The sequence below is a fragment of the Xanthomonas sp. XNM01 genome, assembly GCF_014851915.1.
In the GTDB taxonomy this organism is placed as follows: Bacteria; Pseudomonadota; Gammaproteobacteria; order Xanthomonadales; family Xanthomonadaceae; genus Pseudoxanthomonas.
Map to the genome: position 1 here is coordinate 373,329 of NZ_JACVAP010000004.1, position 17,709 is coordinate 391,037.

Consider the following 17,709-nt stretch of genomic DNA (forward strand, 5'->3'; position numbering starts at 1 on the left):
TCACTTGATTTGAGAATGCCGGCTGACCAGTCCTGCACGGGATCCTCATGCCGCGGCATCGTTTCGACAGAGCGTTCGCTCTCTGCACCCTGTTCCTGGCGCTCGCCGCATGCGGCGGCAAGCAGGAAGAGGACCCCCGGACCCAGCCGCCGCTGGTGCGTGCGGAGACCGTGCGCACGGCGGGGGGGCACACCCGATCCTTCACCGGCACGATCCAGGCCCGGGTTCAGAGCGACCTGGCCTTCCGTGTTGGCGGGAAACTGCAGGACCGGCTGGTCGATGCCGGGGAGGTGGTCAGGCGCGGCCAGCCGCTGATGCGGATGGATCCGGTGGATCTGGAACTGGCCGCGGGTGCGCAGCGGCAGGTGGTGGCCGCCGCCGAAGCGCGGGCGCATCAGACCCGGCAGGACGAAGCGCGCTACAAGGCGCTGGTTGCCAGCGGCGTGGTTTCGGTGTCGGCCTACGACCAGGTCAAGGCGACGGCCGACACGGCCGCCGCCGACCTGCGGGCGGCACGTGCGCAGGCTGGCGTCGCCGCGAATGCCAGCGGCTATACGACCCTGCTGGCCGACGCAGACGGTGTGGTCATGGAGACCTTGGGTGAGCCGGGGCAGGTCGTCGCGGCGGGACAGGTGGTCGTGCGCGTCGCCCGTTCCGGCCCGCGCGAAGCGGTCGTCCAGTTGCCGGAGACCCTGCGTCCTTTACTGGGGGCGCATGCGACGGCCAGCGTGTTCGGGCAGGCCGGTGCGCCGATCGGCGCGCGGCTGCGTGTGCTGTCGGGCGCTGCCGATCCGGTCACCCGCACGTTCGAGGCGCGCTACACGCTGGATGACGCGGCTGGCTCCGCACCGCTCGGTGCGACGGTCACCGTCGCGCTCGCCGCCGATGCGGGCCCCGACGACGGGCAGGCGCTGCGCGTGCCGATCGCCAGCATCATCGACCGCGGTGACGGTCCGGGCGTCTGGATCATCCAGGGCGAACCCGAAACCGCATCCTGGCGACCGGTGCGTATCGTCCGGCTCGCGGACGACGCGGCCTACATCGCCGGTGGGCTCAAGGACGGTGAGCGTATCGCCGCACTGGGCGCGCATCTGCTGCGCGATGGCATGCCCGTGCGCACCGGCGACGTGCCTGTCGTACCCAAGGCCGCCGGAGTGGCCCGGTGAGCCGGTTCAACCTGTCCGCACTGGCGGTCCGCGAACGATCGATCACGGTGTTCCTGATCCTGCTGGTCTCGCTCGCCGGCATCGTGTCGTTCTTCAAGCTTGGCCGTGCCGAGGATCCGGCGTTCACCGTGAAGGTGATGACCGTGGTCACCGCCTGGCCAGGTGCCGACGCGCAGGAAATGCAGGATCAGGTCGCCGAGAAGTTGGAGAAACGGCTGCAGGAACTGCGCTGGTACGACCGCAGCGAAACCTACACCCGGCCCGGGCTGGCGTTCACCACGTTGACGCTGCTGGACAGTACACCCCCATCGGAGGTCCAGGAAGAGTTCTACCAGGCCCGGAAGAAGCTCGAGGACGAGGCGGCCAACCTGCCTGCCGGCGTGATCGGCCCGATGGTCAACGACGAATACTCGGATGTCACCTTCGCGCTGTTCGCGCTGAAGGCCAAGGGCGAAACGCAGCGCGTGCTGGCCCGCGATGCCGAAACCCTCCGGCAACGCATTCTGCACGTCCCCGGCGTCAAGAAGGTCAACATCATCGGCGAGCAGCCCGAGCGCATCTTCGTCGAGTTCTCGCACGACCGCCTGGCCACCCTGGGCATCGCGCCGCAGGATGTGTTCGCGGCGCTCAACGGACAGAACGCGCTGACGCCGGCCGGCTCGATCGAAACGCGGGGGCCGAGCGTCTTCGTGCGGCTCGACGGTGCGCTCGACGAACTGGACAAGATCCGTGAGACGCCGATCGTTTCCGGTAGCAGGACCATCAAGCTGACCGACATCGCCACCGTCAGGCGCGGCTACGAGGATCCGTCCACCTTCCTGATCCGCAATGGCGGCGAGCCCGCGCTGCTGCTGGGCGTGGTGATGCGAGACGGCTGGAACGGGCTGGATCTGGGTAGGGCACTGGACGACGAGGTCGGCGCGATCAATGCAGACATGCCGCTGGGCATGAGCCTGACCAAGGTCACCGACCAGTCGGACAACATCGCCTCCTCGGTCGACGAGTTCATGGTGAAGTTCTTCGTGGCGCTGGTCGTGGTGATGCTGGTCTGCTTCGTCAGCATGGGTTGGCGGGTGGGGGTGGTGGTGGCCGCAGCGGTGCCCCTCACGCTGGCCGCCGTATTCCTGGTGATGGCCGCGACCGGCAAGAACTTCGACCGGATCACGCTCGGCTCGCTGATCCTGGCGCTCGGCCTGCTGGTGGACGACGCGATCATCGCCATCGAGATGATGGTGGTGAAGATGGAGGAAGGTTTCGGCCGCGTGGCCGCGTCGGCGTATGCGTGGAGTCACACGGCCGCACCGATGCTGTCGGGCACGCTGGTGACCGCGGTCGGCTTCATGCCCAACGGCTTTGCCCGCTCCACCGCGGGCGAGTACACCAGCAACATGTTCTGGATCGTCGGCGTCGCGCTGATCGCTTCGTGGGTGGTGGCGGTGGTGTTCACGCCCTATCTGGGCGTGAAGCTGCTGCCGGAGATCAAGCGGGTCGAGGGCGGGCATGCTGCGTTGTACGACACGCCGCGTTACAACCGTTTCCGCGACCTGCTGGCTCAGGTGATCGCACGCAAGTGGCTTGTCGCCGGGTCGGTCGTCGGCCTGTTCGCGCTGTCGATCCTCGGCATGGGCGCGGTCAAGAAGCAGTTCTTCCCGACGTCCGACCGGCCAGAAGTGCTCGTCGAGGTGCAGATGCCGTATGGCACCTCGATCGAGCAGACCAGCGAGGCCACCGCGCGGGTCGAGGCGTGGCTGTCCAGCCAGGATGAGGCAAGGATCGTGACGGCGTACATCGGCCAGGGCGCGCCGCGCTTCTTCCTGGCCATTTCGCCAGAGCTGCCTGACCCGGCGTTCGCCAAGATCGTCGTGCGCACCGGAAGTCAGGAGGAACGCGAGGCCCTGAAGCACCGGCTACGCCGTGCCATCGCCGAGGGACTGGCGCCGGAGGCGCAGGTACGCGTCACCCAGCTGGTGTTCGGTCCCTATTCGCCGTTTCCCGTGGCCTATCGCGTCAGTGGTCCCCACCCCGAGGTGTTGCGCGGCATCGCCGCACAGGCCGAATCCGTGATGCGCGCAAGCCCGCTGATGCGGACGGTCAACAGCGACTGGGGCATGCGTACGCCTGTCCTGCACTTCACGCTGCAGCAGGACCGTCTGCAGGCGGTCGGGTTGAGTTCGAGTTCGGCCGCGCAGCAGCTGCAGTTCCTGCTCAGCGGCGTGCCGGTGACCAGCGTGCGCGAGGATATCCGTACTGTCCAGGTGATGGCCCGCACCTCGGGAGAGGCCCGGCTGGATCCTGCGCGGATCGAGGACTTCACCCTGGTCGGTGCGGCCGGCCAGCGCGTTCCGCTGTCGCAGATCGGCACGATGGACGTGCGGATGGAGGAGCCGGTGATGCGCAGGCGCGACCGCGTGCCCACCATCACCGTGCGCGGCGACATCGCCGAGGGCCTGCAGCCGCCGGACGTGTCCACCGCCATCACGTCACTGCTGGAACCACTGCGCGAGCAGCTGCCCGATGGATATCGGATCGTCGAGGCTGGATCGATCGAGGAGTCGGGCAAGGCGATGAGCGCGATGCTGCCGCTGTTCCCGATCATGCTGGCCGCCACGCTGCTGATCATCGTGCTGCAGGTCCGCTCGATGTCGGCGATGGTGATGGTCTTCCTGACGAGTCCGCTGGGACTGATCGGCGTCGTGCCGACCCTGCTGCTGTTCCAGCAGCCGTTCGGGATCAATGCGCTGGTCGGCCTGATCGCGCTGTCGGGCATCCTGATGCGCAACACGCTGATCCTGATCGGCCAGATCCACCACAACGAGGCCGAAGGCATGCAGCCGATGGATGCGGTGGTAGAAGCCACCGTGCAACGCGCGCGTCCGGTGATCCTGACCGCGCTGGCGGCGGTGCTGGCGTTCATTCCGCTGACCTACTCGGTGTTCTGGGGCACCCTCGCCTACACGCTGATCGGCGGCACCCTGGCTGGCACTGTGCTGACCCTGGTGTTCCTGCCTGCCATGTACTCGATCTGGTTCCGGATCGGCGCCGCAGCGCCCGGCCAGATCCGCGGGGAACCCTGATGTTGACGTCCCCCCATCGCAGGCGGATCGTCGTCACCGGCATCGGCATCGTCTCGCCGCTGGGCACAGGCACCGAACACGTGTGGTCACGGCTGCTGCGGGGCGAGTCCGGCATCCGCACGTTGCCCGATGCGCTATGCGAGGGAGTGGGCGCCAGTGTCGGCGGCCGGGTGCTCGGGGAGGCGGAGGATCCGGTTGCCGGTTACGACCGCCATCGGAGCATTACCGACAAGGATCTCCGGAAGATGGACCGCTTCATCGAGTTCGCGATCATCGCGGCCGACGAGGCGCTTGCACAGGCGCAGTGGGCGCCGGCCACCCCGCGTGAGCGTGCGCGGAGTGCCACCGTGATCGCGACCGGAATCGGCGGCTTCGGCGCGATTGCAGCCGCGGTGGAAGCCACGAAGGAGCGTGGTCCGCGCAGGCTGTCACCGTTCACTGCGCCGTCGTTCCTGGGCAACATGGCGGCGGGGCACGTATCGATCCGGCATGGGCTGCAGGGGGCGATCGGTGCGCCGGTCACCGCCTGTGCGGCCGGTGTGCAGGCCATCGGCGACGCAGCCCGGATCATCCGTTCCGGCGAGGCCGACATCGCGATCTGCGGCGGTGCGGAAGCGGCGATCCACCGCGTCTCGCTGGGCGCCTTCGCCGCGGCGAGGGCGCTGTCCACCGGCTACAACGCCACGCCGGTCGCGGCGTCGCGTCCCTTCGACCAGGGCCGCGACGGGTTCGTGATGTCCGAAGGTGCGGGCCTGCTGGTGATAGAAACGCTGGAACACGCCTTGTCCCGTGGTGCGCTGCCGATCGCTGAACTGGTCGGCTACGGCACCAGCGCGGATGCCTACCATCTCACCGCGGGCCCGGAGAACGGGGACGGCGCCCGCCGCTCCATGGAACAGGCCCTGCGTCAGGCAGGCATCGTTCCCGCCGATGTCCAGCACCTCAATGCCCATGCGACCTCCACCCAGGTAGGTGACCGCGCGGAGCTTTCCGCGATCAGGGCAGTGTTCGGACAACGGCCCGATCTTCTGATCGCTGCGACCAAGGCAAGCACCGGCCACCTGCTTGGCGCCGCCGGCGGCATCGAAGCTGCGTTCACCGCGCTTGCGCTGCGTGACCAGATCGTGCCGCCTACACTGAATCTGTGCATGCCCGATGCGCTGGCCGAGGGCTTGACCCTCGTAGGTGCCCGGGCCAGGCCCGCTGTGCTGGAGTACGCCCTGTCCAACGGCTTCGGGTTTGGTGGTGTCAATGCCAGTGTGCTGTTCCGGCGGTGGTCCTGACCGGGCCGCAGGGGGTGGGCGACGGCAGGCAACTACGCTGGGCACGCATCCGTCTGTTGCGAAGGGAGGCGATCGTGGCGGGTGCCTCCCGGGTGTTCCTCGCGCATGGCCTGGAGGGCGTCAGCATGACCCGCATCGCGGCCGAAAGTGCGGTGACCAAGGTCACGCTCTATGCGCACTTCCGCAGCAAGAGCGCTCTGTTCGCCGCGGTGGTGCAGCACTGGCTGGACACCAGCCTCGCGTACAGCCGGCGGCTGGACCTGCCACTGGATGAGGATCTACATGTCCTGCTACCGCTGGTGGCGCACAGCGTTGCGCACGCCGCCGGCAGCGACGTCTATCGGGCGCTGGGTGCACTGGTGCAGCAGCCAGCCAAGCTTCCGCATGCGGTCATAACCTCCTGGTCGGCGCGCTTCCAGCGACAGCATGCATTGCTGGCCGCGGCCTTCGCCATGCGTCATCCGGACACTGCCGATGCACACGCCGACCAGTTCCTGGCCCTGGTGGAACATGGGGCGCTGCGGTCCGACGGTGGCTGGAACACCGAATCGGTGGTCGCACTGTTTCGCATGGCGTATCCCTAGCAGGCGCTGTGCCGGACGCGATCAGGCAGGTCCCGTACAGGGGCTGACCTGCTCGGTGGCACGGGCCCGGAGCCCGCTCCCCGGCTGGCGGCGGGGAGCGGGGTGTCGCTCAGAAGCGCAGGTCCGCGCGCAGGTAGAAGAAGCGGCCGCGCGGAATGTCGTAGGTCGAGGCGTCGTAGCCGTTCAACGAGCACGACAGGCAGATCGGCGGATCCTCGTTGAAGAGGTTGTTGACGCCCGCATTGAGCTGCAGTCCCTTCAGCCAGTCGATCCGGTAGCCCAGCTGCGCGTCGTGGTAGGTGATCGCGTCCAGCGTGTTGGTGCCGTCGGTCTGGTTGCCGCAGATCGGGAAGGCCACCGCGTCGCCGCAGTCCTCGGTCAGCTCGGAGATGTGGCGGATGGTCCACGAGGCGTCCCACGGCCCCTGCCGCCAGCCCAGCGCAAGGTTGCTGGTCCATTCGGGGATCGCGCTGTCGACCACCTCGATGCCGGGCGACTGCGGCTGCAGCTGGCCGTTGGCGCCGCGGGCCTCGTAGCGGCCGACGAAGGTGTTCTTCCAGCCGAGGCTGAAGCGGCCGGCGGCGGTCTGCGGCGAACTCCAGAACAGGTCCACGTCCCAGCCGTCGGTCTTGATCGAACCCAGGTTGGTCAGCCGGTTGTTGAACAGGTTGATGCCGCCGGTGGCGGCGCGGCCGATGCCGTCGCAGTACAGCGGATCGAGCGTGTCCACGCACAGGTCGAGCTGGGTCTGCGCGTCGATGGCCTGGATCGCGCCGTCGATGTGGTGGCGGTAGAAAGTGACCTCGATGTCGAAGCGGTCGGCCCAGTCGACGCTGTTGGCGAACCACGGGCTGTAGACGAAGCCGGCGCTGAAGCTGCGTGAGCGCTCCGGGTCCAGCGCGGTGTTGCCGCCGGTGGTGACCGAGATCTGCGAGTTGGCCTGCTGGAAGCCGCCGGGCACGCCGAGCGTGGCGCAGTTGGCCGCGCTGCCGCGTGGTGGCGTGCCGCCCAGGCCGATCGAACAGGGGTCGGAGATCTGCAGGTCGGCGCGTGCGGCCGAGCCGTACAGCTCGCCGATGGTCGGCGCGCGGAAGCCTTCGGCGTAGCTGGTGCGCAGGACCAGATCGTTGCTCACCTGCCAGCGCAGTCCGTACTTGGGCGTGAACTCGCCGCCGAACGTCGAATAGTCCGAGTAGCGGCCGGCCAGGCTCAGGTCCAGCTTCTCGCCGAAGGTGCTGTCGGCGAAGATCGGGATGTTGAGTTCGAGATAGGCCTCGGTGACGTCGTACTCGCCGGAGGTGGGCTGCGAGGGCACGCCGTTGTAGTCGCCGGCCACGGTCAGCGGATCGGGCTGGTACCAGCCCTCGTACTCGCGGTACTCCAGGCCGGTGGCGAACGAGACCGGCCCTGCCGGCAGTTCGAACAGGTCGCTGCTGAGGTTGGCGGTGGCCAGCTTCAGCGTGTTCTCGGAGCGGTCGCGCACGATCGGCTGGATCCAGCGCAGCATCTCCGGCGTGATCGAGCCGACGCCGCCGAAGATGTCCAGCGGCACGCAGCCCGGCGTGGCGGCGCAGGCGGCCGGGTCGCCCAGGGCCAGGTTGATGTTGCGGATGTTGTAGCTGCCGCGGTTGGTCTGCTCGGCCTCGTTGCTGCTGTACATCGCATTGACGTCCCAGTACCAGCCGCGCCCGGCAGCCTGGAACGAGCCGACCAGGCCGGCGCCGACGTAGCGCGTATCGACCTTCTGGTCGAATACGCGCGCGCCGCCTTCGACCGGCCGGCGGCCGATCATGATCAGGTTGTCGGCCGAATCCAGGTCGAAGCCGAACGGGTTGTACGGGTTGGCCGCGGAAATGAAGATGCCGTCGGCCAGCGGATTGCCGGTGCCGCCTTCGGGACCGAGGAACAGCGGCTCGGGCGCGGCCTGGTTGGTCGATTCGCGCCGGTTGGCCAGTGCCTTCACGTACAGCTGCACGTTGTCGCTGATGTCGAAGCGGAACTGGCCGAACAGGCCTTTGCGCTCGGACGGCGTCAGCACCAGGTTGTACTCGGCGAAGTTGAAGCGGTCGGCGCTGGTGAAGCAGTGGTAGTCGTCGCTGCGGGTGCAGCTGGTGCCGCCGTCGTAGACCGGCGAGGACGCGCCGGTGTTTGGCACCAGGTCGAGCGTCGCGCCGGTGTTGGGGTCGGTGAAGATGAAGCGCCCCTGCGGCGTGGCCGAGCTGCCCAGCGCCACGCCGGTGCCGGGCACCGGAAAGCGGGACTGCGCGCGGTCGCGCGCATACACCGCATCCTGGCGGGTGAAGCTGGCGCCGACGAAGGCGCTGAAGCGCTCGCCGCGCGTGCCCCAGGCCAGGTCGACACCGCGCTGGTCGCCATCGCCTTCGCCGTAGCGGCCGTAGTTCAGCGTGACCTGGCCGCCTTCGAAATCGCTGCGGGTGATGATGTTGACCACGCCGGAGATCGCGTCCGAGCCGTACAGCGACGACGCGCCGTCCTCCAGCACCTCGATGCGCTCGACGATCGCCAGCGGGATCGTGTTGAGATCGGTCGACGAGCCCACGCCCGAGGCCGACGACTCGTTGACCCAGCGGATACCGTCCACCAGCACCAGTACCCGGCGCGAGCCGAGATGGCGCAGATCGACCTGCGCCGAGCCGGCACCGACGCCGCTGCCATCGGGCGGGAAGCCGAAATTGCCCGACGAGTTGAACTTGGCGTTGAGCGCCGAGCCCGAGCCGGTCAGCTGCTGCAGCACGTCGCCGATCGAGGTCAGGCCGGTGCGTTCGATGTCTTCGCGGCTCAGTGTCTGGATCGGGACCTGGCCTTCGATTTCCGCGCGTTTGATCCGGGTGCCGGTGACCTGGACGCGGTCCAGATCGGTGGTGGGGGTGTCCTGTGCGGTGGCCAGCATCGGCAGGGCGACGAGGACGGCAATGGCCAGTGGCCGGTGGTGCAGGCGGATCGTACGCATTCACTCTCTCCTGAAGGAATGGTCCACGCCGGCGCCCCCTGCAACGCGCGGTCTTCAGGTTGTAAGCAATCGGTGAACGGCAAGGTGTGACAGGGCGCCGCAAAAATGGCATCGCGAACGGCAGGGCGCGATGAGCACCGCAGCGGAACCGCGACGCCGGTCCGGTTCGTTCAGCGTCGTGTAGAGGCGCGGCGTGCGTGGGCAGGAGGGACGCCGGCCTGCGTCGGCGCGTCCGTGCTCATCCCGTCGGCCCGGTACTCCCCGCGCGCCTGCGCCAGGGGCGGTGGCGCCACGACCACCACAGACCGGCCGGCAGCAGCGTCAGCGCGATCACCATGGCCAGCGCCGTGCCCCGACCGATGCCGAACATCGACAGCAGCAGCGTCAGCGTGCCGGTCGCGAAGGTGGGCGGCGGCACCTCCAGCGCGGCATCGTCCACCGCGCGGCCACCCAGGAACGCGGCGATGCGCTTGGCGATGTCCGGATGGCCGAGCCACAGCTCGTCGTCGTGGCTGGCGCCGTCCACCAGCAGCAGCTGTCCGTTGCGCAGGCCGGGGAGCAGGGCGCGGGCGTTGTCCGGCGGCGTGCGCCCGTCCAGCGTGCCGCCGATCATCAGCACCGGCACGTCGCTGTGCAGCGGCGCGCGGAAGGCCTCGCCGAGGTCGGGCAGCCCCAGCCCGTCGCCCAGCATCGGAAACGGGAAGTTCAGCGCATCGCCGAACAGGCTCTCGCCCGCCTGCCTCTCGACCAGCGCACGACGCTGCGGGCTCTGGCCCGACGCCACGTCCATCGCCAGCGGCATCGCCTGGAATCCACCCAGCTCCTCGCGCAGCATCAGCACGATCGCCGCAAGCAGGTCGTAGTCGCCGCGTTCGGCCTCGCGCAGCGCCAGCGGCAGCAGCTGCTGGGTGGAGCGGCGGCCGAGCGCGGCGGCGATCGCGAGCTGCGCATCGAATTCGCCGAGCGTCACCTGCCGGCCGCGGTGCATCAGGCTGCGGCCCTGGCCCGGCTGGTCGCGCAGCCTCTGCAGCACGCGCCGCGCCGATCCGCCCAGGTCGTTCAATCCCTGCTGCCGCGCGACGGTGGACAGCTCGTCGAGCAGCGCGTCCGCCGACAGCGGCGCCTTCAGCGTGTCGTCCGGGCCTTCGGCGCCTATCAACACGACGCGCTCGATGCCCGCGCCATGCCGACGCACGGCCGCCAGGGCCAGGTGCGTGCCGTAGCTCATGCCCCAGAGGCTGAGCCTGGGCCTGCCCAGTGCGCGCCGCAGCGCGTCGATGTCGTCTGCGCTCTCGGCGGTGGTGTAGGCGCCCAGGTCGACGCCGGCCTGCCGCCAGTACGCGACGCAGGCATGCGCGGTGGCCCGGAGCGCAGCCAGCGCGGTGTCGCGCTGCAGGGGCTGGGCGTCGTCGAAGCGCGCCGTGTGCGGGCAGGGCGGCGGCGGTTGGGACAGCTCGGTCCCGCGCTGGTCCAGTAGCAGCACGTCGGCCTCGCGGCGGACCTGGTCGAAGACCGGCCAGCGCGGCCCGCGCGCGGTGCCGGTGCCCGATCCGCCCGGGCCACCGGCCAGGTAGACCACCGGTGCGGCGCGGCCGTCGCCACCGGTCGCCGGCAGGCGTACCACGCGCAGGCGGAGATGCGGCCCGTCCGGCTCGGCGTGGCGGCGGGGCACCACCAGGAACCCGGCCTCGGCGGCGATCGTGCCGTGCTCCCTGGTCTCGAACGCGTAAGGCGTGAACACCAGGGGAGCGACGCGACCGGCGGCCAACGCCGGCGCCGCGCAGCTCACGACAAGACAGGCTGCCGTCGCCAGCGCCGCCAGATGCGGAAGCAACCGGACGCGGCCGGCAGGCGACCGGATGCACGGCGATGGACCGGCCGCCGCGGACGGGCGCGGGGCGGGCGCATCGACCGTGCTCGCAGGCGACGGGTGGCAACGACGGCAGGGGATGCGGGACATGACGCGCTCCATCCGGAAGGAAGGCATCCAGCATCCGCGCCGGTCCCGCGCAGCGGGGGCGGCAGACGGCCGAACGACTCCAGCCGGGGGTCCAGCATCTCCATGCAGCCGATACGATGGCCGCATGCAGATTCCGCGCAGCGTCGTCGTCCTCATCGTATGGCTGGCCGCGGTCGCCGCCTGGTGGCTGGCGGCCGCGCGCGATCCGGCCACGGTCCGCGTGCTGGCCGCGGAGATGGCGCCGGCGCGCGTGACCGCCGATGGCCGCCTGCCGACGCATCCGCCGGAGGACCTGGACTGGCGCGCGCTCGACCTGCATGCGCTGGCGGGATGGCACGGGCCGTACTGGCTGCGCTGGCGCGTGCCGGCGGCGGCCGATGCCGGCCAGATCCGCGCGCTGCGCCTGTCGGTGCGCGGGGCCAGCCAGCCGCTGTGGAACGGGCGCCCGCTGCCGCCCAACGGCGTGGTCGGCCGCACGCTGGCAGAGGAACGGCCGGGTCGGATCGACAGTCTCTACGTGCTGCCGCCATCCAACGCCTCGTCTGCCAGCGACACGCTGGCCGTTCTCGCGTCCAGCCACCACCAGCGCGTGCGGCTGTACAGCGCGGACGCCTTCGTCGAGGTCGGGCCGGCTGCGCAGCTTTACGACCGCAGCCTGCTGCCGTGGTTGATCGCGGCGTTCGCCTGCGGTGGTCTGGCGGCGGCCTGCGCCTACTTCCTGGCCGTGCAGCGTGGCCGCCAGCGCATGCCCGGCGCGCGGCTGCTGCTGGCGCTCGGTGCCGTCGGCCTGGCCCTGCCGGTGGTGGAGGCCTGGCGTCCGCTGCTGGGGTATGCCTATCCCTGGCACGCGCCCCGGCTGGTCGCGCTGCTGGCCCTGCATGTGGCGGCGGCGGCGCTGCTGCCGGCCTACCTGGCCCGCCGCTTCGGCGTGGCGGTGCCGCTGAACGTGCAGGGACTCTACGTGCTGGCCCTCGCCGCGGCGGCGCTGCTGCTGCCGAGCTTCGATGCCAGTTCGCTGGCGGCGCTGCTGCTGAGCATGCTGGCGTCGGCCTGGGTGCTGTTGCGTGTCGACGGGCAACGCGAGGAGCGCGTCCCGATCCTGGTCCTGCTGCTGGCCGGCGCGCTGACGATGCCGCTGGTCGGCGGGGCGTTCCTCGACGGCCCGTACTTCCTGCTGCTGGCGGTGCTGATGGGCTTCCTGCTGGTGCGCCACGTCGAACAGCTGCGGGCGATGGACCGGCACAACGCCTGGCTGCGCGAAGAACGCGCCCGCCTGTCGCTGCAGCTGCTGCAGCGTGGCATCCAGCCGCACTGGCTGATGAACACGCTGACCTGCCTGCAGGAGCTGATCGAACAGGCGCCGTCGCGGGCCAGCCGCCTGGTCGAGGCGCTGGCTGCACAGTTCGACCGGCTGTGCGACAGCAGCGCCCGCCAGAGCGTGCCGCTGGAGGACGAACTGGCGCTGTGCCGCAGTCATCTGGACATCGTCGGCCAGGCGCTGGACTGCCCGATCGGGTTCGAGGTGGATGCCGATGACACGGGCCTGTCGCTACCACCCGGCGTGCTGCATGCGCAGGTCGAGAATGCGCTGACCCACGCCGGCGCCGCGGCCTGCGCGCGGCATCCGTTCCAGCTGCGCGTGCAGCGCGTGGCGCAGGGCTGGGTGCTGGAGCTGCGCAGCGCCCGCGGAGCGGCACCGCACCGCGGGCAGGGCACCGGCACGCGCTACATCGAGGCCAGCCTCGCGGCGGTCGCGCCGGGTGGCGGACGCTTCGTGCAGGGGGCCGAGGGCGAGCGCTGGTGCGGCAGGATCGAGCTGACATGCGCATCCTGATCGTCGAGGACGAACCGCTGGTGCGGAAGCGCCTGCTGCGGCTGTGCGCCGAACTGGTGGGTTCGCGCGCGCGTTTCGACGCCGTCGCCGACCTGGAGTCGGCCGGCGACAGGCTGCAGCGCAGCGTCTACGACGGCCTGCTGTTGGACCTGAACCTCGCCGGCGAGGACGGCTTCGAGGTGCTGCGGCGCACCGTGGCCGGGCGCTACCACTGCGTGGTGGTCTCGGCGCACCGCGACCGCGCGCTGCAGGCGTTCGAGCATGGCGTGCTGGACTTCGTGCCAAAACCCTTCTCGCGCGAGCGGCTCGGCCAGGCGCTGGCGCGTCTGCTCGACGCCGGGCATTACCGCGCCGGACAGGCCCGCTACCTGGGTATCTGGCACGCGCGGGGGACGGCGCTGGTCGCGCTGGAGGACGTGCTGTGGATCCGTGCCGACGGCGACTACAGCCAGCTGCGCCTGCGCGATGGACGCAGCGAACTGCACGACAAGCCGCTGGCCGGCCTGGTGGCGGTGCTGCCGCCGGACTTCGTGCGCTGCCATCGCTCCTGCCTGGTCAATCTGCGTCATGTGCGCGGCCTGCATGCAGCGTCGGGCACGCGCTACTGGTTGAGCCTGTCCGACGGCGGCGAGCTGCCGGTCGGTCGCGCCCATGTCGCCGCATTGCGCAGGGAGCTGGGCGTGGCGTGAGCCGCGCGGCGCGCAGTCATCGCGAAACCGTCCGGCAGGCCGTCGGCCGCGGGGAGGCGGCGGTGGCATGGAGGACGTCGTCCATGTCGTAGACGACGCAGGCGTGCTCCCCGCGCAGCATCGGCATCCGGCCGATGCTGGGTCATGCCCCTCCAGGTGCAGCGGCCCGATCGGGATGAGCGTGCCATCGTCCAGCGGCACGGGATGGGGAAGTGGAGCGTGGAGTCCGGACGCTGCGTCGCGGCGTAGTGGCGGAAGATCCGCCTCCTGCGCGCCCGCGACGGCCGGCGTCGTCGCCGGTTGGATGGAAGGCTGGCATCGATGCAGGGACCGCAGCTCCAGTGAGACCCTGGCCGGTCTGGTCCGGCGGCAAGGCGGGACCGGGCGGCCTGCGTCTTGCCGACGGGGGCGGCCTGCGGCGTACTGCGTTTACCCTTGGCGCCCCTGCAAGGAGACCGACATGGACATCGACCGGATCAAGCGCCAGCTGGCGCGGCCCGCCACGCGCTTCTTCGCCGGGGGATTCCGGCCGGCCGGCACCGACGAGGAGAGCTGGATCGGGCGCGTGTTCCTGTTCGCCGACGGCGAGGACGTGCCGGTCGATGCGTCCGGCGCGGCGATGGTGCCGCTGCTGCAGCTGCACCTGCCGACGTTGCCGGTGGTGCCGGCCGCGCTGCAGGGCATCCGGGTGCTCACCATCTTCATCTCCGCGCAGCTGCCCGAGGTGCTCGAGCCGATGGGCGCCAACTGGCTGGTGCGCGAGTACGCCGCGGATGTTCCACTGCAGCGCCGCGTGCTGCCGCCCGCGGACGGGCAGGGCCTGGCGCCGTTCCCGCTGCGGGCCGAGCGCGTGGACGAGGATCACCCGCTGTGGGACGGGGGCGGCGTGCCATGGGCGCTCGCCGAGGAGATCCTGGCGCTGGAGGACGCCGGCCGGATCGCCGGGTACTACGACGTCACCTGCCATGCGTACGAGCACAAGCTCGGCGGCTGGCCGTCGTTCTGCCAGTCCGGGGTCGATCCGGGCGAAGGCTTCGAGTTCATGCTCCAGGTGTCGTCGGACGAAAAGGTGGGCCTCAACGTCGTCGACAACGGCAGCCTGATGTTCTGGCGGCACCACGACAGCGGGGAGTGGGCGCTGTACTACGACTTCCACTGAGCGGCCGCGCTCACCACAGCAGGCAGTCGGTGCCGATCCCGGGATGCCAGCGGCCGGGCGCGTGGCGCTCGCGCGCCAGCCACTCGGCGGCGCCTTCGACCGGCAGCGGATGCGAGAACAGGTGGCCCTGCATCGTGCTGCCGCCCAGGTCCTCCAGCACCGCGAGTTCCTCGCGCGTTTCCACGCCCTCGATCACGCAGCCCAGTCCCATGTCGCGGCTCAGCGCAAGCAGCGATTTGACGATCTTCAGGCTGGTCGGATTGCGGTGGATGCCGCTGACGAAGCGCCGGTCGATCTTGATCCGCGTCAGCGGCAGGGCGTGCAGCTGGCTGAGGCTGGAGAAGCCGGTGCCGAAGTCGTCCAGCGTCACCCCGCAGCCGGTCGCGCGCAGGCGCCGCACCGCCCACTGCACCTGCTCCATGTCGTGCATGACCGCGGTCTCGGTGATCTCCAGGTCGATCCGGGCGGTCTCCACGCCGCTGTCGGCGATCACCTTCTCCAGGCGCAGGACTTCCTCGCTGGTGCCCAGGTCGTGCGCGGACAGGTTGAACGACAGCCCGATCTGCTCCGGCCAGCCGGCCGTGGTCGCCAGCGCCTTGGCCAGCAGCGTCCGGGTGAGCAGGCTGATCAGGCCGGCGCGCTCGGCCACCGGAATGAACTCCGCGGGCGAGACCTCGCCCAGCGCCGGATGGTGCCAGCGCGCCAGCGCCTCGAACGCCAGTGTGCGCCGCTGCGCGGTGTCCACGATCGGCTGGAAGTGCACCGACAGCTCGTGCCCCAGGTCGGCCTTGCGCAGCGCCTGCTCGATCAGCGCATCGCGCTGGATCTGCGCGCGCATGCGGGCCGAGAACAGGCTCACCGTGCCCGGATGGTTGCGCTTGCCGTCGTAGAGCGCGTAGTCGGCGCGCTCGTACAGATCCACCGCATCGCCGGCCAGGTCGGGATAGATCACCATGCCCATCGAGGCGGCGATCTGCAGCGTGGTGTCGTGCAGGTGGAACGGCCTGCGCAATTCCTCGCAGACCCGCCGGCCGAACGTCAGGCGCGCCTCGTCGTCGTCCATGTCCTCGATGATCAGCGCGAATTCGTCGCCGCCCAGACGCGCGAAATGGATGTGCGCGTCGCGCAGCGCGGCCAGGCGCTCGCCGACCTGGGCCAGCAGCCGGTCGCCGACCGCATGCCCGTACAGGTCGTTGACCGGCTTGAAGCCGTCCAGGTCGAGGATGCCGACCGCGAAGCGGGTGCCGTCGGCCTCGGCATCGGCGCAGACCGCTTCCAGCGTCGAGAAGAACCAGCGGCGGTTGGGCAGCCCGGTCAGGCTGTCGAGATTGGCCAGCCGCAGGTTCTCCGACCCCAGCGCCTCGGCGTGCTCGCGCGCGCGGACCAGCTGGGTGAAGTCCTCGTACTGGCGCAGCAGCATCACCACCAGGGTGGTGGTGACCAGGGCCACGTTGATCGCCATCGCGATGAAGGTCGACACGCCGCTGGCGATGAAGAACAGCACGAAGATGCCATTGACGCTGGCAGCGGTGACCAGCATCGCCGGGCGCACGTGCATCAGGCACAGCAGCACGCCGATCACGGTCACCGCCATGAAGAAGGCCACGTGCGACTGGGTGTGGCTGTCGCCGTAGGGGAACAGCGCCAGCGACCAGCAGATGAAGACCGCGGTGATCGGCCACGCCAGCACATTGGTGCGCAGCAGTGCGCGGCGGGCGGTGGCGGTGTCGGGATCGCGCGGGTCGCCGCGCCACCAGGTGATGCAGCGCCACAGGCAGACCAGGCTCATGAGCGCCGGCATGTAGACGGTGAGCCAGCGCGGGGCCAGGGCCATGTGGGTACTGGCCAGCAGCCACGCGTTGATCATCAGCATGACGTACATCAGCGGGATCTGGCGCGCGAATGCCCGGTACTGGGCCTTCAGCAGGGCCGGGTTGTCGGTGTCCACCGACATGTAGGCGCGCAGTGCGGCCCATGAGCGGATCGTCGCCATCTCCTGTCCTCCCCACTCCTGCGGACACCGGTCCGGCACAGGGGGCCGGCAACCGCGTCCAACGGTATACAGCAGGCCAGACGACGGGGTGAAAGCGCAATGGGCGGGTGGATGGGCGGGACCGCGCCGGGTGCTCCCCTGCGCGATTGCGCATTGCAGCAGCCGCGGCCCTTCCCCGCACCGGAGCGGTTGCTGCGTGCGGCATCGCCGTCCGCCGAAACAGTGGCCCGCTGCCCCGTTGCTACACTCGCGCGTTCTTTTGCCCGGAGCCCCGCACGATGCCCGCTGCACCCCCGTTGTCCGCCACCGGCAGGCTGTTCGCCGCTGCCGCATTCTTCGAAGCCCTCACCTGGGCCGGCCTGCTGGTCGGCATGCTGCTGAAGTACGGCACCCAGACCACCGAGCTGGGCGTGTGGCTGTTCGGGCGCCTGCACGGGGTCGCCTTCCTGGTGTACGTCGCGGTCAGCCTGTTCGCCTGGGTGCGCCTGCGCTGGCCACTGTGGGCGGTGCTGGTGGCGCTGCTGGCCGCGCTTCCGCCATTGGTCACCGTGCCGGTGGAAATGTGGTTCCGGCGCAGGGGACTGCTGTCGGCGCCGGCGGGAGATCGGGCAGCCCGATGAGGGGCGGACACGCCGCGACGCCGCGTGCGTCGGACGGTGTGCAGTTCGACGCGATTGGCGCAGGTTTTCCCCTCCACGTCGCCTCCGGTTGACGCGCCGGTGTTCATCGTCGTGTCTCCAGCAGCGTTGGCGAGGAGACATGCGATGAAGGCGATCAACATCATCACCCTGGTCCTGGTGATCGTGGGTGGCATCAACTGGGGCCTGGTCGGCCTCGCCCGGTTCGATCTGGTGGCCGAGCTGTTCGGCGGACAGGACGCGCCGCTGGCCAGGCTGGTCTACGTGCTGGTGGGCCTGTCGGCGCTGTGGCAGCTGGTGCCGCTGTTCCGGGCTGTGTCCAGCGACGAGCGCCGCGCGCAGGCGGGTCGCTGACGCG

12 protein-coding genes are annotated in these 17,709 nt (G+C 70.1%); 9 read left to right on the forward strand and 3 right to left on the reverse strand.

From position 1 onward, the window contains the following. The first annotated feature begins 47 nt into the window (after positions 1-47). The 4 genes from IB242_RS15760 (at position 48) to IB242_RS15775 (ending at position 6,107) form a co-directional block, all read left to right on the forward strand. Positions 48-1,166 carry an efflux RND transporter periplasmic adaptor subunit gene (locus tag IB242_RS15760; protein WP_192281600.1) on the forward strand — a complete coding sequence of 373 codons (1,119 nt, stop codon included), beginning with the start codon at positions 48-50 and terminating at the stop codon, positions 1,164-1,166. Next, positions 1,163-4,240 (forward strand): efflux RND transporter permease subunit, encoded by a 3,078-nt coding sequence (locus tag IB242_RS15765; RefSeq protein ID WP_192281602.1) that lies wholly within the window; start codon positions 1,163-1,165, stop codon positions 4,238-4,240. Before IB242_RS15760 ends, IB242_RS15765 begins: the two co-directional genes overlap by 4 nt. Further along, a complete protein-coding gene (fabF, locus tag IB242_RS15770) occupies positions 4,240-5,523 on the forward strand; it encodes a beta-ketoacyl-ACP synthase II (protein WP_192281605.1) in 1,284 nt (427 codons plus the stop codon). The genes IB242_RS15765 and fabF overlap by 1 nt, the downstream gene beginning before the upstream one ends. 74 nt (positions 5,524-5,597) lie before the next feature. Next, positions 5,598-6,107: a helix-turn-helix domain-containing protein gene (locus tag IB242_RS15775; protein WP_343237165.1), complete on the forward strand. Its 510-nt coding sequence runs from the start codon at positions 5,598-5,600 to the stop codon at positions 6,105-6,107. Positions 6,108-6,216: 109 nt separating this feature from the next. Here IB242_RS15775 and IB242_RS15780 read toward each other — a convergent pair whose 3' ends face one another. Both IB242_RS15780 and IB242_RS15785 read right to left on the reverse strand, forming a co-directional pair. Continuing rightward, on the reverse strand, positions 6,217-9,078 hold the full coding sequence (locus tag IB242_RS15780; RefSeq protein WP_192281611.1) for a TonB-dependent receptor: 2,862 nt from the start codon (positions 9,076-9,078) through the stop codon (positions 6,217-6,219). Positions 9,079-9,316: 238 nt separating this feature from the next. Then, a complete protein-coding gene (locus IB242_RS15785) occupies positions 9,317-10,819 on the reverse strand; it encodes an alpha/beta hydrolase (RefSeq protein WP_343237158.1) in 1,503 nt (500 codons plus the stop codon). 343 nt (positions 10,820-11,162) lie between these two features. Here IB242_RS15785 and IB242_RS15790 point away from each other — a divergent pair, with 343 nt between their 5' ends. The 3 genes from IB242_RS15790 (at position 11,163) to IB242_RS15800 (ending at position 14,720) form a co-directional block, all read left to right on the forward strand. Next, positions 11,163-12,872, forward strand: coding sequence for a sensor histidine kinase (locus IB242_RS15790; RefSeq protein ID WP_192281615.1), 1,710 nt, complete (start codon positions 11,163-11,165; stop codon positions 12,870-12,872). Next, positions 12,860-13,561, forward strand: coding sequence for a LytTR family DNA-binding domain-containing protein (locus tag IB242_RS15795; RefSeq protein WP_192281618.1), 702 nt, complete (start codon positions 12,860-12,862; stop codon positions 13,559-13,561). Before IB242_RS15790 ends, IB242_RS15795 begins: the two co-directional genes overlap by 13 nt. Positions 13,562-14,021: 460 nt before the next feature. Continuing rightward, positions 14,022-14,720, forward strand: a complete 699-nt coding sequence (locus tag IB242_RS15800) for a DUF1963 domain-containing protein (protein WP_192281621.1) — start codon at positions 14,022-14,024, stop codon at positions 14,718-14,720. A 10-nt stretch (positions 14,721-14,730) separates the two neighbouring features. Here IB242_RS15800 and IB242_RS15805 read toward each other — a convergent pair whose 3' ends face one another. Beyond that, a complete protein-coding gene (locus IB242_RS15805; protein ID WP_225540719.1) occupies positions 14,731-16,713 on the reverse strand; it encodes an EAL domain-containing protein in 1,983 nt (660 codons plus the stop codon). A gap of 278 nt (positions 16,714-16,991) precedes the next feature. Here IB242_RS15805 and IB242_RS15810 point away from each other — a divergent pair, with 278 nt between their 5' ends. Further along, the gene (locus IB242_RS15810) at positions 16,992-17,333 is read left to right on the forward strand and encodes a DUF3817 domain-containing protein (RefSeq protein ID WP_192281624.1); all 342 of its coding nucleotides are present in this window, start codon (positions 16,992-16,994) and stop codon (positions 17,331-17,333) included. A gap of 144 nt (positions 17,334-17,477) precedes the next feature. Beyond that, entirely contained in the window at positions 17,478-17,705 is a 228-nt protein-coding gene (locus tag IB242_RS15815; protein ID WP_192281627.1) for a DUF378 domain-containing protein, read from the forward strand. Positions 17,706-17,709: the final 4 nt, after the last annotated feature.